27 protein-coding genes are annotated in these 23,897 nt (G+C 48.7%); all 27 read left to right on the plus strand.

From position 1 onward, the window contains the following. Positions 1-99: 99 nt before the first annotated feature. The 27 genes from topA (at position 100) to flhB (ending at position 23,876) form a co-directional block, all read left to right on the plus strand. On the plus strand, positions 100-2,196 hold the full coding sequence (gene topA / locus MKZ24_RS18515; RefSeq protein ID WP_042237164.1) for a type I DNA topoisomerase: 2,097 nt from the start codon (positions 100-102) through the stop codon (positions 2,194-2,196). 23 nt (positions 2,197-2,219) lie between these two features. Continuing rightward, the gene (gene trmFO / locus MKZ24_RS18520; protein WP_340785331.1) at positions 2,220-3,599 is read left to right on the plus strand and encodes an FADH(2)-oxidizing methylenetetrahydrofolate--tRNA-(uracil(54)-C(5))-methyltransferase TrmFO; all 1,380 of its coding nucleotides are present in this window, start codon (positions 2,220-2,222) and stop codon (positions 3,597-3,599) included. A gap of 144 nt (positions 3,600-3,743) precedes the next feature. Then, positions 3,744-4,286 (plus strand): ATP-dependent protease subunit HslV, encoded by a 543-nt coding sequence (gene hslV / locus MKZ24_RS18525; RefSeq protein WP_039295147.1) that lies wholly within the window; start codon positions 3,744-3,746, stop codon positions 4,284-4,286. Positions 4,287-4,319: 33 nt separating this feature from the next. Next, positions 4,320-5,720 (plus strand): ATP-dependent protease ATPase subunit HslU, encoded by a 1,401-nt coding sequence (gene hslU / locus MKZ24_RS18530; RefSeq protein ID WP_039295151.1) that lies wholly within the window; start codon positions 4,320-4,322, stop codon positions 5,718-5,720. 375 nt (positions 5,721-6,095) lie between these two features. Further along, complete coding sequence (gene flgB / locus MKZ24_RS18535; RefSeq protein WP_042237161.1) at positions 6,096-6,503, plus strand: flagellar basal body rod protein FlgB; 408 nt, start codon at positions 6,096-6,098, stop codon at positions 6,501-6,503. Positions 6,504-6,509: 6 nt separating this feature from the next. Further along, entirely contained in the window at positions 6,510-6,956 is a 447-nt protein-coding gene (gene flgC, locus MKZ24_RS18540; RefSeq protein WP_042237159.1) for a flagellar basal body rod protein FlgC, read from the plus strand. 28 nt (positions 6,957-6,984) lie between these two features. After that, complete coding sequence (fliE, locus tag MKZ24_RS18545; RefSeq protein WP_042237156.1) at positions 6,985-7,293, plus strand: flagellar hook-basal body complex protein FliE; 309 nt, start codon at positions 6,985-6,987, stop codon at positions 7,291-7,293. A gap of 34 nt (positions 7,294-7,327) precedes the next feature. Next, the gene (gene fliF / locus MKZ24_RS18550) at positions 7,328-8,917 is read left to right on the plus strand and encodes a flagellar basal-body MS-ring/collar protein FliF (RefSeq protein WP_042237153.1); all 1,590 of its coding nucleotides are present in this window, start codon (positions 7,328-7,330) and stop codon (positions 8,915-8,917) included. Positions 8,918-8,921: 4 nt separating this feature from the next. After that, the gene (gene fliG, locus MKZ24_RS18555; RefSeq protein ID WP_042138160.1) at positions 8,922-9,938 is read left to right on the plus strand and encodes a flagellar motor switch protein FliG; all 1,017 of its coding nucleotides are present in this window, start codon (positions 8,922-8,924) and stop codon (positions 9,936-9,938) included. Then, the gene (locus tag MKZ24_RS18560) at positions 9,931-10,779 is read left to right on the plus strand and encodes a FliH/SctL family protein (RefSeq protein WP_042237151.1); all 849 of its coding nucleotides are present in this window, start codon (positions 9,931-9,933) and stop codon (positions 10,777-10,779) included. The genes fliG and MKZ24_RS18560 overlap by 8 nt, the downstream gene beginning before the upstream one ends. Next, positions 10,772-12,085, plus strand: a complete 1,314-nt coding sequence (gene fliI / locus MKZ24_RS18565; RefSeq protein ID WP_042242743.1) for a flagellar protein export ATPase FliI — start codon at positions 10,772-10,774, stop codon at positions 12,083-12,085. Before MKZ24_RS18560 ends, fliI begins: the two co-directional genes overlap by 8 nt. Positions 12,086-12,091: 6 nt before the next feature. After that, positions 12,092-12,535 carry a flagellar export protein FliJ gene (gene fliJ / locus MKZ24_RS18570; RefSeq protein ID WP_340785350.1) on the plus strand — a complete coding sequence of 148 codons (444 nt, stop codon included), beginning with the start codon at positions 12,092-12,094 and terminating at the stop codon, positions 12,533-12,535. Between the two features lie 18 nt (positions 12,536-12,553). Further along, on the plus strand, positions 12,554-13,510 hold the full coding sequence (locus tag MKZ24_RS18575) for a MotE family protein (protein ID WP_340785353.1): 957 nt from the start codon (positions 12,554-12,556) through the stop codon (positions 13,508-13,510). Between the two features lie 22 nt (positions 13,511-13,532). After that, on the plus strand, positions 13,533-14,993 hold the full coding sequence (locus MKZ24_RS18580) for a flagellar hook-length control protein FliK (protein ID WP_340785357.1): 1,461 nt from the start codon (positions 13,533-13,535) through the stop codon (positions 14,991-14,993). A gap of 26 nt (positions 14,994-15,019) precedes the next feature. Beyond that, positions 15,020-15,505, plus strand: coding sequence for a flagellar hook assembly protein FlgD (gene flgD, locus MKZ24_RS18585; protein WP_340785360.1), 486 nt, complete (start codon positions 15,020-15,022; stop codon positions 15,503-15,505). Then, on the plus strand, positions 15,502-15,885 hold the full coding sequence (locus MKZ24_RS18590; protein WP_042214883.1) for a TIGR02530 family flagellar biosynthesis protein: 384 nt from the start codon (positions 15,502-15,504) through the stop codon (positions 15,883-15,885). Before flgD ends, MKZ24_RS18590 begins: the two co-directional genes overlap by 4 nt. 124 nt (positions 15,886-16,009) lie before the next feature. After that, positions 16,010-16,828, plus strand: coding sequence for a flagellar basal body rod protein FlgG (flgG, locus tag MKZ24_RS18595; protein ID WP_340785366.1), 819 nt, complete (start codon positions 16,010-16,012; stop codon positions 16,826-16,828). Between the two features lie 122 nt (positions 16,829-16,950). Beyond that, positions 16,951-17,175 carry a flagellar FlbD family protein gene (locus MKZ24_RS18600; RefSeq protein ID WP_039295177.1) on the plus strand — a complete coding sequence of 75 codons (225 nt, stop codon included), beginning with the start codon at positions 16,951-16,953 and terminating at the stop codon, positions 17,173-17,175. Beyond that, positions 17,172-17,639 (plus strand): flagellar basal body-associated FliL family protein, encoded by a 468-nt coding sequence (locus tag MKZ24_RS18605; protein WP_042237140.1) that lies wholly within the window; start codon positions 17,172-17,174, stop codon positions 17,637-17,639. The genes MKZ24_RS18600 and MKZ24_RS18605 overlap by 4 nt, the downstream gene beginning before the upstream one ends. A 40-nt stretch (positions 17,640-17,679) precedes the next feature. Further along, entirely contained in the window at positions 17,680-18,678 is a 999-nt protein-coding gene (fliM, locus tag MKZ24_RS18610; protein ID WP_042237139.1) for a flagellar motor switch protein FliM, read from the plus strand. Continuing rightward, positions 18,668-19,978 carry a flagellar motor switch phosphatase FliY gene (gene fliY, locus MKZ24_RS18615; protein ID WP_042237137.1) on the plus strand — a complete coding sequence of 437 codons (1,311 nt, stop codon included), beginning with the start codon at positions 18,668-18,670 and terminating at the stop codon, positions 19,976-19,978. Before fliM ends, fliY begins: the two co-directional genes overlap by 11 nt. Before the next feature lie 26 nt (positions 19,979-20,004). Next, a complete protein-coding gene (locus MKZ24_RS18620) occupies positions 20,005-20,370 on the plus strand; it encodes a response regulator (protein ID WP_019910416.1) in 366 nt (121 codons plus the stop codon). 9 nt (positions 20,371-20,379) lie between these two features. Beyond that, positions 20,380-20,910, plus strand: a complete 531-nt coding sequence (locus MKZ24_RS18625; RefSeq protein WP_340785413.1) for a flagellar biosynthetic protein FliO — start codon at positions 20,380-20,382, stop codon at positions 20,908-20,910. Then, entirely contained in the window at positions 20,907-21,671 is a 765-nt protein-coding gene (gene fliP / locus MKZ24_RS18630; RefSeq protein ID WP_039295192.1) for a flagellar type III secretion system pore protein FliP, read from the plus strand. The genes MKZ24_RS18625 and fliP overlap by 4 nt, the downstream gene beginning before the upstream one ends. A gap of 22 nt (positions 21,672-21,693) precedes the next feature. Continuing rightward, the gene (fliQ, locus tag MKZ24_RS18635) at positions 21,694-21,963 is read left to right on the plus strand and encodes a flagellar biosynthesis protein FliQ (protein ID WP_042237135.1); all 270 of its coding nucleotides are present in this window, start codon (positions 21,694-21,696) and stop codon (positions 21,961-21,963) included. A 4-nt stretch (positions 21,964-21,967) separates the two neighbouring features. Then, entirely contained in the window at positions 21,968-22,759 is a 792-nt protein-coding gene (gene fliR, locus MKZ24_RS18640) for a flagellar biosynthetic protein FliR (RefSeq protein WP_042237133.1), read from the plus strand. A 22-nt stretch (positions 22,760-22,781) separates the two neighbouring features. Continuing rightward, on the plus strand, positions 22,782-23,876 hold the full coding sequence (flhB, locus tag MKZ24_RS18645; RefSeq protein WP_039295197.1) for a flagellar biosynthesis protein FlhB: 1,095 nt from the start codon (positions 22,782-22,784) through the stop codon (positions 23,874-23,876). The last annotated feature ends 21 nt before the right edge of the window (positions 23,877-23,897 follow it).

Genomic DNA, 23,897 nt, shown 5'->3' on the forward strand with positions numbered 1-23,897 from the left:
TATAGAAGTAACCGTGTTAAGCATAGACTCTTGATTTCCGGCCGGGCCTGAGGGCAGGTTCAGGAGGATGTATGCTTACAACTTTTGGGAGGAAAACCTATGGCAGATGCGTTGGTTATTGTAGAGTCACCGGCAAAAGCAAAAACGATTGGTAAATATCTGGGCAGTAAATATATTGTAAAGGCATCAATGGGACATATCAGAGATTTGCCGAAAAGTCAGATTGGTGTGGAAGTGGAGAATGATTTCAACCCCAAATATATAACAATCCGCGGCAAGGGCTCTATCTTGAAGGAACTCAAGGATGCCAGCAAAAAAGTGAAAAAAGTCTATCTCGCAGCTGACCCGGACCGCGAAGGTGAAGCTATTGCCTGGCATTTGGCGCATGCGCTGGATTTGGACAACACACAGGAATGCCGGGTTGTCTTTAATGAGATTACGAAGCAGGCTGTGAAGGATGCATTCAAGACTCCGCGCAAAATTAACATGGATCTTGTGAATGCCCAACAGGCCCGCCGTATTCTGGACCGGCTCGTCGGATACAAGATTAGCCCCCTATTATGGAAGAAAGTCAAAAAAGGCCTGTCCGCAGGACGGGTACAATCGGTAGCTGTGAAGATTATAATGGACCGCGAGAACGAAATTTCTGCTTTTGTTCCCACGGAATACTGGAGTATTACTGCGAAGCTGGGCATCCGCGATTCCCTGTTCGAAGCCAAGTTCCACAAGCTGAATGGCGATAAAAAAGAGCTGGGCCAGGAGAGCGATGTACAGGAAGTATTGGATGCTATTCAAAATTCCGCCTTCCAGGTTAAAGAGGTAAAAGAGAAGGAAAGACAACGGCATCCTTCCGCTCCGTTTACGACAAGCTCACTGCAGCAGGAAGCTGCCCGTAAGCTGGGCTTCCGCGCATCCAAGACCATGTCTGTTGCTCAGCAGCTCTATGAGGGGGTTGAGCTGGGCAAGGAAGGCACTGTCGGTTTAATTACCTATATGCGTACGGATTCCACCCGTCTGTCTCCTACGGCCCAGGAAGAAGCTAAGGAGCTGATCCTCTCCAAATACGGTGAGAAGTTCGTTCCCGAGACACCGCGCCAGTACTCCAAGAAAGCTGCGGGAGCCCAGGATGCGCATGAAGCGATCCGTCCTACCTCTGCGCTCCGAGAGCCTGACATGGTCAAAGGATTCCTGAGCCGTGACCAATTCCGCCTGTATAAGCTGGTTTGGGAGCGTTTTGTTTCCAGTCAGATGTCTTCCGCCCTGCTTGATACACTGTCTGTGGATATTACAGCAGGCACTGCGATTTTCAGAGCCGTCGGGTCCAAGGTTTCTTTCCCGGGCTTCATGAAGGTGTACGTGGAAGGCAATGATGACGGCACAACGGATGAGGAGAAGTATCTTCCGCCGCTTAAGGCCGGCGATGATTTAACCAAACATGATATTGAGCCGAAGCAGCATTTCACTCAGCCGCCTCCAAGATATACGGAAGCGCGTCTGGTCAAAACGCTGGAGGAACTGGGGATCGGCCGTCCGAGTACGTATGCGCCAACACTGGAGACGATCCAGAAGCGTGGATATGTAGCGATTGAAGAGAAGAAGTTTATGCCAACCGAACTCGGTGAGCTAATCATAGAGCAAATGGAAGAGTTCTTCCCGGAAATTCTGGATGTGGAATTCACAGCCCATATGGAAGGGGATCTTGACCATGTGGAGGAAGGTGCTGAGGACTGGGTGAAAGTGCTGGCCCAGTTCTACGAATCTTTTGAGAAACGTCTCCTCTACGCCGAAGAAGAAATGAAGGAAATTGAGATTGAAGATGAAGTTTCCGACGAGCTATGCGAGAAATGCGGGAAGCCGATGGTCTACAAGCTGGGCCGTTTCGGTAAATTCCTGGCCTGCTCCGGATTCCCGGACTGCCGTAATACGAAGCCGATCATCAAGGATATCGGAGTCAGCTGTCCGAAATGTCATGAGGGTAAGGTTGTGGAGCGCCGCAGCAAGAAAGGCCGTGTCTTCTACGGCTGCGATCAGTATCCGGGCTGTGACTTTGTATCCTGGGATAGACCGTCGGTTAAACCATGTCCTGTCTGCGGCTCCTGGATGGTAGAGAAGCGCAACAAACAGGGAACTAAGCTGCAATGCACCTCTTGTGATCATACCGAGGAAGTGCTGGACAACGAAGAACTGGCAGAATAAATGTGTTACAGGAGGAAAGGAAATTGACTGATATAGCTAAAGTAACTGTGATTGGAGCCGGACTTGCCGGCAGTGAAGCCGCCTGGCAGATTGCCTCGCTAGGGGTTCCGGTCAGATTATATGAGATGCGTCCGGTTGTGAAGACACCGGCGCATCATACGGACCAGTTCGCCGAACTGGTCTGCAGTAACTCTCTTCGGGCCAACGGCCTTGGTAATGCGGTAGGTGTGCTCAAGGAGGAAATGCGCCGTCTTGACTCTCTGGTACTAGGTGCAGCCGACCGGCATGCGGTTCCGGCCGGAGGCGCACTTGCCGTAGACCGCGATGGTTTCTCCGGTGAGATTACGTCGATGCTGCATAATCACCCTCTGGTGGAAGTCATAAACGAAGAACTTACGCATATACCGGAGGAAGGGATTGTTGTCATTGCGACAGGCCCGCTGACCTCTCCGTCACTCTCCGCAGAGATTAAAGGGCTGCTTGGCGAGGAGTATTTCTACTTCTATGATGCGGCTGCCCCGATTGTCGAGAAGGACACCATTGATATGAGCAAGGTGTATTTGGCCTCCCGATATGACAAAGGTGAAGCTGCTTACCTGAATTGCCCGATGACGGAAGAGGAATTCGATGTTTTTTATGATGCACTGATCTCGGCTGAGACTGCCGCACTCAAAGATTTTGAGAAAGAGATTTACTTTGAAGGCTGTATGCCGATCGAGATTATGATGAAGCGCGGCAAGCAGACAGCACTCTTCGGGCCGATGAAGCCCGTAGGTTTGATGAATCCTCATACAGGCAAGCTTCCTTATGCAGTTGTGCAACTTCGTCAGGATAATGCAGCCGGAACGCTTTATAACCTGGTTGGCTTCCAGACCCATTTGAAGTGGGGCGAACAAAAACGCGTGTTTTCACTTATCCCCGGTCTTGAGAACGCAGAGTATGTCCGGTATGGTGTCATGCACCGCAATACATTTATCAATTCTCCCAAGCTGCTGCATCCCACCTATCAAATGAAGGGACGGGAAAGACTGTTCTTTGCCGGCCAGATGACAGGGGTTGAAGGTTATGTGGAGTCTGCGGCTTCAGGCATGATCGCCGGTATGAATGCTGCCAGAGCGGCGCTCGGTGAGGACGGTCTGATCTTCCCGCAGGATACCGTGCTGGGCAGCATGCCAGCCTACATTACTTCCGCAGATCCCGAGCATTTCCAGCCAATGAACGCCAACTTTGGTTTGCTGCCAAAGCTTGAAACGAGATTCCGCAGTAAAAAAGAGAAAAACGAACGCCTGGCTTACCGTGCGCTGGACAGTCTTGCTGCCTATGCTGCCGACAAAGGCCTGGCCTATACTGAGCCGGAGGTTGTAGAACCTGAGCTTACCGAAGCGGAAAGTCCAGCACAATAAAACTTAATCGTAAGCTCCTGGACGGATTGTCTGAAGCTGGTCCGGGATGCTTATGCCACAACACTAAGTGTATGCTTCCGGATCAGGTTTGTTCTAAGTGATTCAAGGAAGCTATGCTCACAAAACTTTAGGAGGGTGCCCATTATGTTACCCAGCTTTCATGCGACTACGATTTGTGCGGTAAGACATGACGGTCATGCTGCGATTGCCGGCGATGGTCAGGTTACATTCGGAGAGAGCGTCATTATGAAGACGACGGCAAAAAAGGTCCGCCGCCTGTACAGAGGACAAGTAATTGCCGGTTTTGCGGGCTCCGTAGCGGATGCGATTACTTTGTTTGAGAAGTTTGAGGGTAAGCTGGAGGAGCATCACGGCAACCTGCAGCGGGCTGCAGTAGAACTGGCCAAGGACTGGCGCCAGGATCGTATCCTGCGTAAGCTTGAAGCGCTCATGATCGTGATGGACAAGGAAGGCATGCTGCTTATTTCCGGAAACGGCGAGATTATTGAACCCGATGATGACGTGCTGGCAATTGGCTCCGGCGGCAACTTTGCGCTGGCTTCCGGTCGCGCGCTCAAACGTCATGCATCGCATCTTGGCGCAGCCGATATTGCCAGGGAAGCTCTGCAGATCGCTTCCGAGATCTGTGTGTATACCAACTCCAATATTATTGTCGAACAATTATAGGCATGGTGCCATAGAAAAAGGGAGGAAGTCACAATGGTGAATCAATCGCTTACACCCCGCCAGATCGTAGCAGAGCTGGATAAATATATCGTAGGTCAGAAGCAGGCTAAGAAATCGGTGGCCGTTGCTCTCCGCAACCGGTATCGGCGCAGCCTTTTATCCGAAGAGCTCCGGGATGAGGTTGTTCCTAAGAATATTCTCATGATTGGTCCTACAGGTGTCGGTAAAACGGAGATCGCACGGCGTCTGGCCAAGCTGGTCAATGCACCGTTCATCAAAGTGGAAGCCACGAAATTTACCGAAGTCGGCTACGTAGGCCGTGATGTGGAATCGATGGTCCGCGACCTGGTAGAGACTTCAATCCGTATGGTGAAGCTCGAACGTACCGAAAAGGTGAAGGACCGTGCTGAAGAACTGGCGAACGACCGCATTGTAGCCATACTGGTTCCTTCGACCTCGAAGGGCAAATCGCAGCGCAATCCGTTCGAGATGATTTTTGGCGGTAATAACGGCGGTGCAGAGGAAGCCAAAGAAGAGCCGGAGGACGGTAGTCTGAGCGAGCGCCGCAGAGGCATTAAGTTTAAGCTGCTGGCGGGTCAGCTCGAGGACGATATCATTGAAATCGATGTAGAAGACACCACTCCTTCAATGATGGATATGTTTGCCGGCCAAGGCAATGACCAGATGGGCATGAACATGCAGGAAATGTTCGGCAGCCTGCTGCCCAAGCGTACGAAGAAGCGCAAGCTGCCGATCCGTGAAGCCCGTAAGGTGCTGATTCAGGACGAGGCTGCCAAGCTGATTGATACGGATGATATGATTCAGGAGTCGGTAGCCCGCGCAGAGCAGTCCGGTATTATTTTTATCGATGAGATTGATAAGGTGGCCAGCCAGGGTAAAGGCTCCGGTCCGGATGTATCCCGTGAAGGGGTGCAGCGCGATATTTTGCCTATCGTTGAAGGTTCCACTGTGATGACTAAATACGGGCCTGTGAAGACGGATTACGTATTATTCATCGCCGCCGGAGCTTTTCATATTGCCAAGCCTTCTGACCTAATTCCTGAGCTTCAGGGACGTTTCCCGATCCGTGTGGAGCTGAGCAGTCTTACTCTTGAGGATTTTGTCTCTATTCTGACCGAACCGGAGAACGCACTGACGAAGCAATATGTTCATCTGCTGCAGACCGAGAACATCGAAATTCAGTTCCAGAAGGAAGCGATTCAGGAAATTGCCAAAATCGCCGCTTCCGTGAATCAGAATATGGAGAATATCGGTGCCCGGCGCCTGCATACGATTCTGGAGAAGCTGCTGGAGGACTTGTCCTTCGAAGCGCCGGAACTAACACTGGAGACAATGGTCATTACTCCGGAGTATGTTCGCGAAAAACTGGCAGGAATCGCACAGGACCGCGATTTAAGTCAATATATTCTTTAAAGCGACAGCGTGATATCCCGTTAAATTAGGTATTAAGAATTATTGCTATCCAAATTCAATTCGAAAAACGTGCATAAAGAGTTAAATAATAGAAAATAAAAGAATTATTTGGAATAAAAAAGGTAGAATATTGTAAAAACATGCTTTAAGCCCTCTCTTTTCAGAAAAGATAGGGCTTATTTCTTATTGTAATAATATACAAATTCTAAGAGAATCAATGTATGTGAGATTGACATAAGAATCATCCATCGACATTGTTCGACCTGTTCTCGACAAAATAATGAAAAATTTAGTTTTTTTTGTCGAAAGCAAGCAGGAATTCGGGGGAAGTTGTGGAATTCTTTTCATTATGATAGGTTTGGAAGGGGGATTACCATGGGTTTGCTGAACAGTGTCAGTTTTCAAAGATTACAGGGAGGCCTAGATGCCGCCACTAAACGACAAAGTGTTCTGGCGAATAACGTAGCAAATGCTGATACGCCGAATTTTAAACGCTCTGATGTCAGCTTTGAAAGTTTCCTGAGACAACAGGAGAGCGGTGTAAAACCTACGCTGAGTGCGAAAGTATCTAACTCCCGCCATTTCCAATTTGGAACAGTAACCGCTGTGCCGGCTGCTGTTGTCAGTACAGATGAGACTACTTCTATGAACAACAACGGCAATAATGTGGATATGGACCGCGAACAGGCGCTGAGCGCTGAGAACCAGCTAAGGTATAACTCTTACATTGAACAGTTGAACAGTCAGATCACTATGATGCGTACAGTTGTGCAGGGAGGGTAATCAATAATGAACTTTGGTAGCAGCTTTGGAATAAGCGCCTCGGCATTGACTGCCCAGCGCCTGCGGATGGATGTAATTTCCTCCAATATCGCTAACGCAGAGACAACCAGGGCCTCCGTGGTTGACGGCAAAGCCGTACCTTACCGCCGTAAGCTTGTAGTACTGGAAACATCCCAGGCTGACAGCTTCTCTAATATACTCGATTCAAAAATGAGCGGCGGCAGCGAAGGTGTTAAAGTGAAGTCGATTATTGAGGATACTTCACCGCTGAAGCCCGTATACAATCCAAGTCATCCGGATGCTGATATTGACGGATATGTGTACATGCCGAATGTGGACCTTACGAAGGAAATGGTGGACATGCTGTCTGCCTCACGTTCTTATGAAGCAAATGTAACGATGCTTAATGCGTCCAAAGCGATGGTGGGTAAGGCGCTTGAAATCGGCCGTTAATTGAATTGATTGTTTAGGAGGAGAATAATTGATACAGAACTTATTGATTGGAACTCAGGCTGTACAGCCGCTGGCTATGAAACCCGTAGCTTCAGAAGCATCAGCCGTCTCCGAAACGGGACAAAGCTTTGGTTCATACCTGGAGAATGCTCTTAATCAGGTGGCGGACCAGGAGAAACAGGCTAAAGATATGAGTAACAAATTTGTTTTGGGAGAAGTCAACATTGATGAAGCAATGATTTCGTCCCAACAGGCATTGCTGAGTTTGCAGTTGACTACACAAGTCCGGAACAAAGTAATTGAAGCCTATCAGGAAATTATGAGAACTCAAATCTAAATAATCCTAGCTACGTTTCGGATGGGGTGACACTGTGAATGAAAGATTGGCCCAGTACCGGGAGAAGATTACCCTGTATTGGAACAGATTCAGCGGTAAACAGAAAATATTATTTTTCTCCACTCTGTTTATCATCATAATAATAATCGTAGTTTTGACCATGCAATTATCAAAGACAGAATACGAAGTTGCTTTTCAGGATCTGGATAGTACCGATTCAGCGGGAGTTATGAGTTATTTGGATACTTCAGGAATTTCTTACCGCTTAAGTCCGGATGGAAAGAGTATCTCAGTACCCAGTACTGATGCCGCGCGCATCAAGATAGCTATTGGTTCGCAGGGGATCGTAAAGGAAGGTTCCATCGGGTACAAAGTATTTGATCAATCTTCTTCGATGATTGGGACTACAGACAGTGAATTCAACGTGAAGTACAACAATGCGCTGAACGGCGAAGTTGAGCAACTGATGAGAAGAATGCAGGGGATTAAAGATGTCAAGGTTCTGATTACCCTGCCGAAGGAAACTGTGTTTGCCTCACAGGAGGACCAGGAGAAAGCGTTGGCTTCTGTGGTGCTTAGCTTTAATCCAGGATTTAGACCTACACAGGATAATATCGACGGGTACTTCAATCTCGTAAAGACCGCCGTGCCGAATTTGCCGGTTGATAACATTACGATCACTAATAATGAGGTCGAATTGATGCCGACAGCTAAAGGCGGGCAAGCTGGCGTGTCAAGCCAAGTCGAAGAGAACTTCGCATTGCAGAAGAAATTCGAAGATGATGTCAAGAAAGATGTCAAGCAATTCCTGAGTACGCTCACAGGGCCCGATAAAGTGGATGTTCTGGTGTTCTCCAAGCTCAACTTCGATAAGGAGAACCGTCAGGAAGAAATCGTACTGCCGGTAGATGCGGAGAATATGAAAGGGATTGAGATCAGTTCGCAAATTATCAGCAATACTTATTCGGGTCAAGGGAATACATCCGGTGGGGTTGCTGGTACAGGATCGGAAGATGTCTCTGGATATCCTTCGGGGACTGACACGGGTACTACTTCTTCTGAGGAATCATCGGAGACCAGGAACTATGAAGTGAATCGAATCACCAAAGATATTATTGCAAGTCCATATACTGTTAAAGATTTAACCATAAATGTTGCAGTTGAACCACCTAATGGGCAAACAACTTTGGATGATACAACTTCAGCGGCGATCCAGAATATTCTGGTCAATATTGTCCGTGCTTCGTTGGCAGATTCAGGTATTACTTATACAGACGCCGATTTAACCAAAAAAGTTTCGGTGTTCTCGCAACAATTTGGCAGTACGGCGGCGGATGCAGCATCTGGCGGACTGGCTAGCTGGATGATCTGGGCAATTGGCGGAGCCGCATTGCTGGTCGGTGCGGGCGGCGGTTACCTCATCTACCGCAGCCGCAAGAATAAGCAGGAGGAAGAAGCGGAAGATGACATTCCGCTGCAGGTTCCTACCGAGTTTCCTTCTATTAATATGGAGAGCGTGACGAATGAAAGTCAGGTCCGTAAGCAGCTGGAAAGTCTTGCGAAGAAAAAGCCGGATGAATTCGTAAATCTGCTGCGTACATGGCTTGCTGAAGAACAGAGGTGAAGGAATGGCAAAAGCTAGCCAGCAGGGACTTAGCGGCCGTCAAAAGGCGGCGATCCTGCTTATCACACTAGGGCCTGAAGTATCGGCACAAATATTTAAACATTTGAGAGATGAGGAAATCGAGCAGCTGACTCTGGAAATTGCGAATGTCCGTAAGGTGGACAGCGTGGAGAAAGAGTCGATCATGTCAGAATTCCATCAAATCTGTCTGGCTCAAGAATATATCTCTCAAGGTGGTATTAACTATGCCAAGGAGATACTCGAGAAAGCACTGGGTTCAGCCAAGGCGCTTGAAGTTATTAACCGACTGACGGCGACGCTGCAGGTAAGACCGTTCGATTTTGCCCGCAAAGCAGACCCGAACCAGATTCTTAACTTTATCCAGAACGAAAATGTCCAGACTATTGCACTAGTGCTCTCTTATTTGCAGTTTGAACAGGCTGCCTCTATCCTGTCTTCCCTTCCTCAGGAGAAGCAGGCAGAGGTTGCCCGGAGAATAGCGATTATGGACAGCACCTCTCCAGAGGTTGTTACGCAAATAGAACGGGTTCTGGAACAGAAGCTGTCGGCTACAGTTACCCAGGATTACACAAATGCGGGCGGTATTGAATCGATTGTACAGATTCTGAACGGCGTTGACCGTGGTACAGAACGTACCATTCTCGACTCGCTGGAAATACAGGATCCGGAGTTGGCGGAAGAAATCAAGAAGCGGATGTTCGTCTTCGAGGATATCGTCAATGTGGACAACCGTTCAATCCAACGCATCATCAAAGATATCGACAATGCGGATTTGCAGCTTGCGCTCAAGGTGGCCAGCGAGGAAGTGCGGGATGTTATTTTCCGCAATATGTCCAAGCGTATGGCCGAAACCTTCCGCGAAGAAATGGAATACATGGGTCCTGTGCGGCTGCGTGATGTGGAGGAAGCACAGACCCGCATCGTAGGCACGATCCGCAGACTCGAAGAGTCTGGTGAAATTATCATCGCCCGTGGCGGAGGAGATGACATTATTGTCTAAGCTGATCAAACATTCTCAATATGTTCCGGTAGATGTACTGAAGCGGCTGGAGCAGGCCAGACATCATGCAGGGCTTACAGAAGATCCTGTTGCCGAGGAGGTTCCAGGCGAAGTCCACTATCAGGATCCCGCCAGGGAAGCGGCAGAGCAGGCACGCAAGCAAATGCTGAAAGATGCCCAGGAGTTTGCTGAAGGGCAGGTCCGCAGTGCCTCTCAGGAAGCTGAGAATATTATGGAATCAGCACGGAATGAAGCTGAAGAATGGTGGCGGCAGCGCAGAGAGCAGGACGAGCATCTTGTGGAAGCCGTCAAGTCCGAAGGATTTCAGCAAGGCTACCAGGAAGGTCTCGCCCATGCGGAGCAGGAGATGTCCCAGCGGCTTGCCGAGATGATGGAGGAAGCAAGAACCGTACTTCAGGAAGCGTACCGGGCAAAAGATGTAATTATTCAAGAAGCTGAACCTTTTCTTGTAGAGCTGAGCTGCGATATCGCCGAGAAAATAGTGGATAAGCAGCTGACCGTGGAACCGCAATTTGCAATGGAGCTGATCCGCAAGAATCTGGCCCGCAAGCGCGAGCAGGGATTGATTTCCTTATGTGTCTCTCCGGCACAGTTCGCATTTGTTAATGCAGCGCGAGAAGAGCTTTCACTTGCTGTGGACTCACAGGCAGAACTGCAGATTCTTCCGGATTCAACGGTTAAGGATCAGGGCTGTGTCATCCGCTCCTCCTTTGGCAGCATCGACGCACGTGTGGATACCCAACTGGCTGAGATCAAAAAGGAACTGCTGCGAATTGCCCTGGATGTAGGTGAACACAGAAATGGGGAAGACGATGCTTGACAGCGGAAGGTACAAAGAACAGCTGCGTAATTTTGACCCGGTCCGGATTAACGGCAAGGTTACCCAGGTCATCGGACTGATGGTGGAGTCGGAAGGACCGGATGCCAGCATCGGTGATGTGTGTTTTATTTATCCCGCGAAAGGAACTAAGCCGCTTCAGGCAGAGGTCGTCGGATTTCGTGACAACAAGGTGCTGCTGATGCCGCTTGGAGAACTGCAGGCTATTGGGCCTGGCTGTGATGTTGTCGGCACAGGCAAGCCGCTGAGTGTACAGGTAGGCTCGGAGCTGCTGGGCAAGGTGCTTGACGGTTTGGGCCAGCCGCTTGACGGCTCACTCATTCCTGCCCGTATGCCGCACAGTTCAACCTTCAACATTCCTTCCAATCCGCTTAACCGTCCGCGTGTAGCTGAACCTATCAGCATCGGGGTCAGAGCGATTGACGGGCTTCTCACCATCGGTAAAGGACAGCGGGTCGGCATTTTTGCGGGCTCTGGTGTCGGCAAGAGCACACTGATGGGAATGATCGCCCGTAACACTTCGGCAGATGTGAATGTTATTGCCCTTATCGGTGAACGGGGCAGGGAAGTACTTGATTTCATTGAGCGCGACCTGGGGCCGGAAGGACTGCAGCGTTCGGTGGTTATCGTGGCTACTTCGGATCAGCCGGCGCTGATCCGGATCAAAGGTGCCTTGATCGCTACTACAATCGCCGAATATTTCCGTGACCGCGGACTGAATGTCATGCTGATGATGGACTCGGTTACCCGCTATGCCATGGCCCAGCGCGAGGTTGGGTTGGCGGTAGGAGAACCTCCTGCAATGAGAGGGTACACCCCTTCGGTGTTCGCCAGTCTGCCTAAGCTGCTGGAACGGGCTGGAACAGGCCCTACTGGATCAATCACCGCATTTTATACCGTGCTGGTTGACGGTGACGATATGAATGAGCCGATCGCCGATGCTGTGCGAGGTATCCTGGACGGACACATTGTCCTGAACCGGAATATCGCGAATAAAGGACATTTCCCGGCAATCGATGTTCTCTCCAGCATTAGCCGTGTTATGAAGGATATAGCACCGGAAGAGCAGATTGCTGCAGCCGAGAATGTAAAGCGTCTTATGGCGGTTTATAAGGATTCCGAGGATCTGATCAATATCGGAGCTTACCAAAGAGGGTCGAACGCCCAAATCGATGAATCGATGCATTACATCGACAGCATCTGGGATTTCACCAAGCAAAAAGTAAACGAGAAGGTAACTCTTAGCGAAGTGCAGCAGTCTTTAATTTCACAGTTCTCGAGGAGTTGATTGATCATGAGATTCCATTATACTTTTCAAAAAGTGGTGGACTTGAAGGGTAACGAAAAAACACAGGCAGAGTGGATGCTCTCAAGCGCGCTCGGAGAACTGCAGGCACAGGAAAAAAGCCTTGATGAATTAATTATACAGCGCAATGCGGTGATGTTGTCCTTACAGAGTGCTGCTGAGCAAAAGACACCTATGGCTAAGCTTCGCGAAATGCAGGATTATGTGGATTATCTGGATAAGTGCATTGCCCGCAAACATTCCGATATCAGCCGGGCGCATATAGAGGTTCAGAGCAAGCAGGACCATCTCAGTACCAAGGTTCTGGATGAGAAGGTATGGCTCAAGGCCAAAGACAAAGCACAAACAGCATTTCTGCAGAATATGAGTTTACGGGAACAAAACGAACTGGATGAGATGGCTACCGTCCGCTTCGCGATGAAATCCCTCTAACCCGGGAGGTTTCCGCTAGTGGCAAATAATCAAATGGAACTTGAAGATGAAGGGTCGGCAGGTAAATTTGAGCGTTTTTTATTCTTGATGATCCCAATCATCTTCACGCTTGTACTGCTTGGAGTACTGTTGACCCTATTTAATATGGATATCCGCAATAATGTCCTTGAGATTGCGAACAAGATTCCTGTTGTGGAGAAATGGGTGCCTGAACCTGCCACAGATCCGGATTCGGATACCGCCGGAGAAACCGCAGATGATCCGCAAGCTGAAAGTAAAGAGCAGGCGGCCAGCTCGGAGAGTACAATTAAAGAGCTGAAGTCTCAGCTTAACGCGCAGGCAGCGCAGCTGAAACAGGCAGAAGAAGATAAGACGTCCGAGGCTAACAAAGCTGAGGCGCTTCAGAAACAGATTGACGGGATGAAAGAAGAAGCGGCGGCAGTTGCAGCCACTGAGGAAGATGAAGATCCATATCTCAAGCAGGTCACGGATCTGGCCAAGCTGTATGCGGGAATGAAAGCCTCTAAAGCTGCACCGATTATGGAGAACTTGACTACAGATGAAATGGTCCAAATTTTCAGTGTGATGAGCAATGCCAGCAAAACGGCCATCCTGGAAAAGATGGACCCGAAAAAAGCTGCGGATGTATCTATAAAGCTAAAAGAAACAACCAATTCAACCGATATGGCTATTGCAGCCCTTCAATCGAGACTGAAACAGGATGAAGCCGGTACAACCACGGCTGCAGCCTCAGCCAATCTTGATCAGGAAAAGCTCAGCCAGACTTTTACTTCAATGCCTGCTGCTGACGCGGCTACACTGCTGGGTTCGATGTACAGCATTAGCCCGGACAAGGTCATCACTATACTGAATACAGTTAGTGATACTGTACGATCCTCTATCCTGGTGGAGATGACCAAGAATGACAGCGCACAGACAGCCAAAATTGTAAACCGGCTGATGGGCGGTAAATAATACTTGAAGGGAGGTGAAAAAGATGAGTTTAATCGTACAAACATTAAGTGCAGGTAACCTGGCTGTTGCCGGTGGAACGTCAACGGGTACCAGTGGAACTGCCGGTACGGCTACACCTTTTGCCCAGACGCTTGTACAGAGCATGGGAGGCACTACTTCTAAAGGGACGGAAGCACCTCTATTGGGCAATCTGGCTTCCTTGCTGCAGGGTCTTCTGAACGCGGTACAGACCAAGGGTGAGGAATCCGTCAGTACAGATGCCAAGAAAGCAGAACTTCTTGAAAGCCTCACTCAGGACATGGAGAATCTGGATGCAAGTCTGGAGGCTGATCCCGCGCTGCTCGCTGCTCTTCAAGGGTGGATTCTTCAAGTGTCGGCGCTCTTATCCGGTAATACTCCGGCTGATCAGACAGGCGCATTAGACACTGGAGCATTGGCAACAGCAGGTTTGTCGCCCCTTGCCCAGAACCCGGAAACCCTGCGTTTTGCAGTCCAGGATGAGCTGAACAGCCTGGTCCAACTGGTTCAGGATGCAGCTGTAAGCGGAAGTGAAGAAACGGCAACCAAAGGTGCTGCACTGTTAAATCAATTCTCAGCTATTCTGGCTGAAAGCGTGCCTGCCGATAACAAACCCAAGCTTAAGACTGTAAGTACAACAGAGGCTTCGTCAGTATCGCTTAAGCAGGCATCCGGAACAGAAACCAAACAGAATGTTGATGATAGTAGAAGAGTAGTTTCAAATATCCGTACATTTTTGGATGCCACAGTTAAGACGGAGTCTGCTTCAGTACCAACAGCACTAAATAGTACAAATGTAACTGCAGAAGAGAGCCCTCAGATTCCTTCCACGGGGATAGCTCCAGTGAAGGAGACGGCAACGTCCGAGGAAGCTTTGCCAGCCGCCAAAATATCAGCTGGCGAGCCTGAAATCGTTACAGCAGGCCAATTATCGCTTAGTAACGGAATTTCCGCACCACTGAAAGCACCATCCTCACCGGTGCCGGTTCAGCAATTCGCTCAGGAAATGAACACTTTTATCAGCGGTAAATTGGAAATCGTCAAAAAAGGCGGAGTAGCTGAAGCTACAATCACTCTATTCCCGGAGAATCTTGGACAAGTCGATGTGAAGATATCGATGCAAAATGGTAATCTGGTTGCCCAATTCCTGACCCAGCATAGCGGAACGAAGGATATTCTTGAACAGCAGATGAACCAGCTTCGTTTAGCTTTACAGTCCCAAGGCCTTCAGGTAGAAAAACTTGAGGTGACTCAGAACAACCCATCAGCTCAGTCACAATGGACTGGACAGCAGGGGCAACAGACGGGAGCTGGCGGACAACAGCAGGGTAGACGCTCTCGAGAGCGCCAGGAAGAATCCGCAGATGCGGTGCTTGCCGCAGAGCTTAATGGAGAATGGAAAGATTGGGTTTCGGCAACGCAGCAAGATAATAATCAGAACGGCAGTTTTTCGGCCAAAATATAATAACTGGACAAGCGAGGTGAAATGAAATGGCAACAACGAATCCCGTTTCTGGCAGTAACTCATGGAATTATGTATCGGATAGTTCAACTACCAAGACAACAGGCAGCTCGACACTGGGCAAGGATCAATTTCTTAAAATATTGATTACCCAGCTGCAGAATCAGGACCCTATGCAGCCGATGGAGGATAAGGAATTTATCGCCCAGATGGCCCAGTTCTCATCTGTCGAACAGTTAATGAACATTTCCACCCAGCTTACGGCACTGAATCAGTCACTAGGTTCTGTATCCGGTCTGATTGGCAAAGATGTCACTTGGATGGATGCCCAAACCAAATTACCGAAATCAGGCAATGTAGAATCCATTGTTGTGAGCAGCGGTGTACAGTACGCGGTTGTAGGCAGTGAGCGGATCGCCTTACCAGATATCACACAAATTCAGAATCCTTCTGCTGAACCGGCAGCGGGCAGTGATACTCCGACGGGCGGCGGGGAGAGCGGGGGGACCACATGAGCGACAGACTGACAATAGGCCAACTGTATCCGGCGAGTGTACACCCTTCAACGCTTCAGCGTCAGCAGTCAGCCAAGAGTTCAGTAAGCTCTGAAGCTTCTTTTGAGAGCGTGCTGCAGAAAAATATGCTGAAGTTCAGCAATCATGCGGCAAAGCGGCTTGAGCAGCGGGGAATTGAGCTTGGCAGCCGCCAATTGGATCAAATCTCGTCTGCGGTAGACAAGGCAGCGGCCAAGGGCAGCAAAGAATCGCTGATCCTGATGAAAGATATGGCGTTAATCGTAAGTGTTGCGAACCGTACTGTAGTTACGGCTATGGACGGCAATTCGATGAAAGATAACGTATTCACACAGATTGACAGTGCAGTAATCATTTCTTGAACCGGCTGGTCCTAACTGGAGAGCCGAAATGGCCGCCGACCGACTGACGCGGACATCACTCCAATTTCCAATATTCTAACAATTAAGAGTCTGAAAGACTCTATATCTGGGAGGACGATAAACAATGTTAAGATCTATGTATTCAGGAGTATCAGGTATGCGCGGGTTCCAGACCAAGCTGGACGTTATCGGTAATAATATTGCCAATGTCAACACCATCGGCTTCAAATCAGGCCGCGTAATGTTCAAGGACATCATGAGCCAGACGGTATCCGGTGTTACGGCACCTGTTGAAGGCGGACAAGGCGGGGTTAATGCCAAACAGATCGGGTTAGGGGTAAGCATTGGTTCTGTGGACACAATGCATTTGGCAGGCAGTGCAATGACAACCAATAATCCGACGGATCTGCGGATTGACGGAGACGGATTCTTCCTGGTAAAACTCACGGGTGATCAGGAGACGCCTTTCCTTACGCGCGCAGGAGATTTCCATGTGGATTCTAATCGTAATCTCATTACTTCCGATGGTCTTCATGTCGTGAGTGTTGATGGGGAATCCATTCAATTGCCTGAAGAGGCTACCGCATTCTCTATCTCGAGTGACGGTACGATTATTCAGACGATGGCTGACGGGACGACTGAACAAGGGGTTCAAATCGCCGTTGCCAAAGTTAGCAACCCGCAAGGTCTTGAGAAAATCGGCGGCAATCTGTACCGGATGACATTGAATGCCAACGCAGAGGGAGCACTGGAACCGACTACTGCCAACAATGCTGAAGTGGGAACAGGCTCAATTGTTGCAGGCCAGCTGGAAATGTCTAACGTCGATCTGACGAACGAGTTCACGGAGATGATCGTGTCACAACGTGGTTTCCAGGCGAACTCACGTATTATTACAACTTCAGATGAAGTACTCCAGGAAGTAGTTAACCTCAAGCGTTAAGTTTTTGGGAATATGAGGGTTAGTCATAAACTTGCTGTATAATAATAACTTTTCGCCTGTGGCGGTATCGTTATTATAGTCGTGGGGGGGACTCCTCCCCCTATTTTGTTAGGAGGCCTGTTATGATTTCGGTAACAAGATTGAATGGGGCGGCGATGTGGTTAAATGCCCTGCTGGTTGAAATGGTTGAGGAATCCCCGGATACGTATATCACGCTTGTAACCGGCAAAAGGCTGATTGTGCTTGAAAAGGCTGATGAAGTCATTGAGAAGATCAAGGAATACAACAGGGACATAGGCACACATGCTGCCACCATTAAAGTCCAATCGATGGAGGAGCTTTCATGAAGAAGATGATGCCATGGCTCATTACGATTTTACTGGCGATTACGCTCATTGTAGTAGCCGCATTTTTACTAATGGACAGGTTTTTCCCCAGTGATGCGAATGATGTGAACCAGGCTGTCCAGAACGTGGAAGCTAAGAGACTAAGCGCGGATGAAATCGTCGCCTTGACGGCGGTAATCACTGATATCAAAACTAATCTTGCCGATCCCGATTATATCCTTTCAGTTGACATCGCGTTTCAGCTAGATTCAGCGAAGTCCAAGGAAGAATTCGAAAAGATAAAAGCTATTAAAATTACACCGCTTATTATCAAAGCGATTGCCGATGCCCGGCCTGAGGAATTAAACGGGGCCAGCGGCAAAGATCAATTCAGCAGCAAGCTGGTGAACATAATCAATAAGAATTTGACTGAAGGCACGATTACCCAGATAGAATTCACCAAATTCATCTTGGCACCAATGTAACTGCTGGCGGGATAATTCTTTGATGGGGGGGTGATTGAAATTGGTTGATGTACTATCACAAAATGAAATTGATGCTCTGCTTGCTGCACTCTCATCCGGTGAAATGGATGCCGACGAACTGAAAAAAGAAGAAACCCAGAAAAAAATCCGCTCTTACGATTTCAAACGGGCTGTACGCTTCTCCAAAGATCATATCCGAAGTCTTACACGGATCCATGATAACTTTGCCCGCTACCTGACAACGTACTTTTCGGCCCAATTGCGCACTTTTGTACAAATCAGTGTCGTTCAAGTAGAGCAGCTCCCTTATGATGAGTTTATCCGCTCCATTCCCAAAATGACGATACTGAATATTTTTGAAGCCGAACCTCTAGAGGGCCGGATGGTTATGGAGGTGCATCCGAACATTGCCTTTGCCATGCTGGACAGACTGCTTGGCGGATTTGGTATAGCACCTTCGAAGATTAACGCCCTGACTGAAATCGAAACGACAATTATGGAGAGGATTTTCAGCAGATGTTTCGAAAGTCTGCAGGAAGCCTGGAAGACAGTTCTGGACATCCATCCACGGATGGAAGCACTGGAAACGAATCCGCAGTTTATGCAAATTGTATCGCCAAATGAAACGATTGCCCTTATCTCCCTCAGCACCAAAATTGGAGATACCACCGGGATGATCAACCTCTGTATCCCTCACGTTGTTCTTGAGCCGATTATGTCGAGGCTGTCTGTTCACCAGTGGTTTGTATCCGAGAAGAAGGTGCGGGATGAGGTTGAGCTTGAAGCCATCCGGGCAAGAGTTCACCGGGCTCAGCTTCCGATAGTAGCAGAGCTGGGTGAATCGAGGTTATCCATTGCTGAATTTCTCGGGCTCAGTGTCGGCGACGTGATTTCTCTTAACAAGACTGTGGATTCCGGACTGTCAATCAAGGTAGGGGACAAGCTGAAATTCATCGGAAGTCCTGGGATAATCAAAGAACGAGTGGCTGTGCAAATAGACGAGATTGTCAGCGAAGGGGTTGAAGAGTTTGACGAGTAAAGATTATTTGTCCCAAGAAGAGATAGATGCTCTTCTTAGACAGTCTGCGGAAGGTAACCTGGCTCCCTCGCCGAAGACAGTGGATGATTATTTAACACCTTTTGAACAGGATGCGCTGGGAGAGATCGGTAATATCACATTTGGCAGTGCAGCGACTGCGCTATCTACTCTGCTCGGCAAAAAGGTTGATATCACGACTCCAAAGGTATCGATTATTACCCGCAGTGAATTCGAGGATGCATTTCCTAAACCCCATGTCGCAGTTCATGTACAGTATGTGGACGGTTTCCAAGGGATCAATTCACTGGTCATCAAGATCAGGGATGCACAGGTCATTGCCGATTTAATGCTTGGCGGTGAAGGAGAACCCAAAGACGAGGAATTGAATGAAATTCATATCAGCGCCGTGCAGGAAGCCATGAATCAGATGATGGGCTCATCCGCTACTTCCATGTCGACTATATTTAACAGATTCGTCAATATTTCTCCTCCAGGCATCGATATTCTAAATATGTCCAGTGGAGAAGGGGTTGGAAGCCTGCCGGATGATGAAACATTAATCCAGATTTCGTTCCGGCTGAAGATCGGCGATTTGATCGATTCCACGATTATGCAGCTGTTACCGGTACCGTTCGCCAAAGACATGGTGACCATGCTATTGGGCGATGTCAGCCAGGCTGACCAGGAAGCGGCCGTTACGTCGACCGCAACACCTCCCAAACCCGCCGCAGCACCAGAACCTGCTCCGGCAGCACCTCCGGTACAGCAGCAGATGCCGGCACCTGACCCTGGAGGGATCCCTCCTCAATATCCGCCGCAGGGGATGCCGCCATATCCGGGAATGCCTGAAGGTGGCTATTATTATCCTCCGGCCGGTATGCCAGCCTATGGAATGCCGGGTATGCCGCCTTACGGAATGCCGCCTCAAGGAATGCCATATCCGCAGGCGCCGCCGCAGAATTCTGCACCTAATCGCAATGTGAATGTGCAGCCGGTACAATTTGCTAACCTCAGTGCAGGGGCTTTTGGCAATATTGACGAAAATAATTTAAATTTATTGATGGACATACCACTGAGAGTGACCGTAGAATTAGGAAGGACCCAGAAGCAGATCAAAGATATTCTGGAAATGTCGCAAGGTTCGATTATCGAACTGGACAAACTGGCGGGCGAGCCTGTTGACATTCTGGTTAACAACAAGCTCATTGCCAAAGGGGAAGTCGTAGTTATAGACGAAAACTTCGGTGTCCGCGTTACGGATATCGTCAGCCAGTGGGACCGTATACAAAAATTACAATAAGCATACTTAGGGAGGATTTTGTAAAAATGGCTAACCGAATTCTAATCGTGGACGATGCAGCATTTATGAGAATGATGATCCGGGACATTTTGTCGAAGAACGGATTTGAGGTAGTGGGTGAAGCCCAGGACGGTTCACAGGCTATAGAGAAATTTAAGGAACTGCGTCCGGATCTGATCACGATGGATATCACCATGCCTGAAATGGACGGAATCGCCGCCCTAAAAGAAATCAAAAAAGTAGATGCCAATGCCAAAGTCATCATGTGTTCAGCCATGGGTCAGCAGGCTATGGTCATTGATGCAATTCAAGCCGGAGCGAAGGACTTTATCGTTAAGCCTTTCCAGGCTGACCGTGTAATTGAAGCTATCAATAAAACGTTGGGTGTGTAGGAATCAGGTATGTTAGCCAATTCCGGAACGCTCGGAGACGGTAGTAATGCCCTGCTGAATCTGCTCAAAGTTGTTTTTGTTCTTGCAGTAATTGTCATTCTTATCGTGCTGCTGATCCGTTTTCTGGGACGCCGCAATCAGACATTGATGAGCGGCCGTTCCATCCGTACACTTGGTGCGATGGGGCTCGGTCCGAATAAGTCGATTCAGATCATCGAACTCGGCAGCAGCCTCTATCTTATCGGAGTGGGTGAGAATATATCCATGATGGATAAAATCACCGATCCGGCAGAAGTTGCTTTAATCATTTCCGCATTCGAAGATCAAACGTCAGGCACTGACAACTTTATTACACCGCTTATCGCCAAAATCAAATCAAAGCTGCGCGGTGAAGTCCCGTCCCAGGAAATTGAACTTAATGAGACTTCGTCTTTCTATGAGACGCTGCAGTCCAAGCTTGCGCTTGCGCCTGAGCGTAAAGAGAAGCTCGAAGAGCTGCTGCGGGATGATGACCTTAAGAATGAGTCGAGGGATTTATGAAAAAAAAGCTGATTCTTTCGTTACTGCTTCTAGGTATATTCAGTATTGTTCTTCTGCATCCGGTTCACGCGGATCCTATTCCCAACATTAGTATTCAGGTCGGTGATAACGATACTGCAAGCGGTGGCACGAGTTCAATTTCCATACTGCTGCTGGTAACGGTTCTGAGCATAGCTCCTTCATTTCTGGTGTTAATGACAAGCTTTACCCGAATAGTAATCGTACTGGGGTTCGTAAGAACTTCGCTCGGTACGCAGCAAATGCCCCCAAACCAGGTGCTTGTGGGACTGGCTCTGTTCCTGACACTATTTATTATGTCACCGACACTGGCAACAGTGAATGAAACGGCCTTACAGCCGTATATGAAAGGCACGCTGACCCAGAGCGAGGCGCTCAATAAAGCGCAGGAACCGCTGAAGGAATTTATGTTCAAGCAGACCAATACCAAGGACCTGCTGCTGTTCATGAACTATACCGGCAACAATGCAACAGTCAAACCGGCCAGCTACAATGATATCCCTTTGACAGTTATGGTACCGGCGTTTGCGATTGGTGAGATGAAAAAAGCATTTATGATGGGCTTTATGATTTTTATACCCTTTCTCATTATTGATATCGTAGTATCCAGTACGCTTATGGCCATGGGGATGATGATGCTGCCGCCGGTCATGATATCCTTGCCTTTCAAAATTATGCTCTTTGTACTAGTGGACGGCTGGTACCTAGTAGTCAAATCACTGCTGCTAAGTTTTAACACCTGACCCTTAAGAGGAGGCGTAAGGGATGAATGCGGATTTTATTATCGGTCTAGCCGGCCAAGCCGTATATTTGGTGCTGGAAACCAGCGCACCCATGCTGATTCTTGGTCTGGTGGTAGGACTGATCGTCAGTATATTTCAAGCCACAACCCAGATTCAGGAGCAAACCCTGGCGTTTGTTCCCAAAATCGTTGCCGTACTGCTCGCATTACTGCTATTCGGTCCGTGGATTATAACGAAGCTGGTGGATTTCACCAGTCAAATTTTGGGCAGCCTCTATATGTATATCGGTTGAGATTATGAATATAGAGACCCTGCTGCAAAGTTTTCCTGTCTTTCTGCTGATTTTTTGTCGAATTACTGCTTTTTTTGTTGTCGTTCCTGTCTTTTCTTCGCAAAGTGTGCCGACAACATTCAAAATTGGTTTGTCTTTTTTTGTTTCCATGGTTATCTTCAGCTCAGGCGGGATGAACATCACCGTTCCGCAGGATCTGAATTTTATTCTGCTGATCGTCAGAGAAGCTTTAATCGGACTGCTGCTTGGCTTTGTCGCGTATCTGATGTTTATGACGATTCAGACGGCGGGTTCTTTTATCGATATTCAGATCGGGTTTGGTATCGCCAATGTAATTGACCCGATGACTGGCGCATCAGCCCCTATTATCGGTAACTTCAAGTATATGATTGCGCTGCTGCTGTTTCTGACGATGAACGGACATCACTATTTGCTGGATGCCATTGTTTACAGTTATAAATGGGTGCCTATCGACAATGACCTGTTCCTCAAAATGATCGACGGAAGCTTGTCGGAATTCCTGATACGCACCTTCGCACAATCCTTCATGCTGGCCTTTCAAATGTCGGCGCCGCTGGTTACAGCACTATTCTTAACGGATGTGGGTCTGGCCTTCCTGGCGAGAACTGCTCCGCAATATAATGTGTTCGTCATCGGGGTTCCGCTCAAAATCATTGTAGGTCTGGCGCTACTTCTTATACTGATGCCGGGGCTGGCTGTGCTGTTCCAGAATCTCTTCGACATTATGTTTGAGTCCATGCATAACTTACTTGGCCTCGTGGGGAAGAGTCCTTAGGTAACGGTAAGGAGAGAGTGTCATGGCTAAGCCAAAACGATATAAATTAAATCTTCAGCTGTTCGGGGGAGATAAGACTGAGAAGGCCACCCCGAAGAAACGGCAGGACGCCCGCAAGAAAGGGCAGGTAGCCAAGAGCGCGGAGATGTCCGGCGCAGTGGTGCTGTTCTCGGCATTGTTGTCGCTGAGCATTTTCGGCGGTTTCATGAAAGAACGCTTTGTCAAGCTGTTCACAGATGTGTTTCAGAACCGGATGATGATGGAAGTAACAGCGGAGAATATCTCCAAGCTCTTCAACCAGTACGGGCTGCAGATTCTGATTCTGCTGGCTCCCCTGCTGGGCATCACCTTCCTTCTGGCGCTTGTGGCCAACTTCGCGCAGGTGGGATTCATGGCTAGCGGTGCAGGGATTACACCTAAGTTCGAGAAGATTAATCCGATCAAAGGCTTCAAGAATATTTTCTCCATGCGTTCGTTTGTAGAGTTTCTCAAGTCGATCTTCAAGCTGGTGCTGATAGCCTATCTGGTCTACAGCACGCTCTGGGGGGAGAAGGAGAGCTTTGCTTCCCTCGCACGTGTTAGCGCTGAAAGTGTGTTCGGCTTCGCTGCGAAGCTGACCATGAGCCTGGGCATCAAGATTGCGGCGGCTCTTTTTATCATGGCCGTTCTGGACTATATTTATCAGAAATACGAGCATGAGAAAAGTCTGAAAATGTCCAAGCAGGACATCAAGGACGAGTACAAAAAGATGGAGGGCGACCCCATCATTAAAGGTAAAATCAGGGAACGTCAGCGCAGAATGGCGATGCAGCGGATGATGCAGGAGGTCCCTAAGGCCGATGTTATCATCACGAACCCGACCCACTTTGCGGTTGCCCTGAAGTATGACGGTTCCAAAATGGAGGCTCCGCAGATTATAGCCAAGGGCCAGGATTATGTGGCGCTTCGTATCCGGGAGCTGGCCAAGGAGCATGGTGTTGTGACTATGGAGAATAAGCCGCTGGCACGGGCGCTATTCCAGAGAGCGGAAATCGGTGATGTGGTTCCGGCCGATTTGTTCCAGGCTGTTGCCGAAGTGCTGGCCTATGTATACAAGCTTAAAGGTAAGAGGAGATAAGCCGGGGGAGGTTAAGGACAT

This window comes from Paenibacillus sp. FSL R7-0297, from assembly GCF_038009025.1.
GTDB lineage: Bacteria > Bacillota > Bacilli > Paenibacillales > Paenibacillaceae > Paenibacillus_AQ.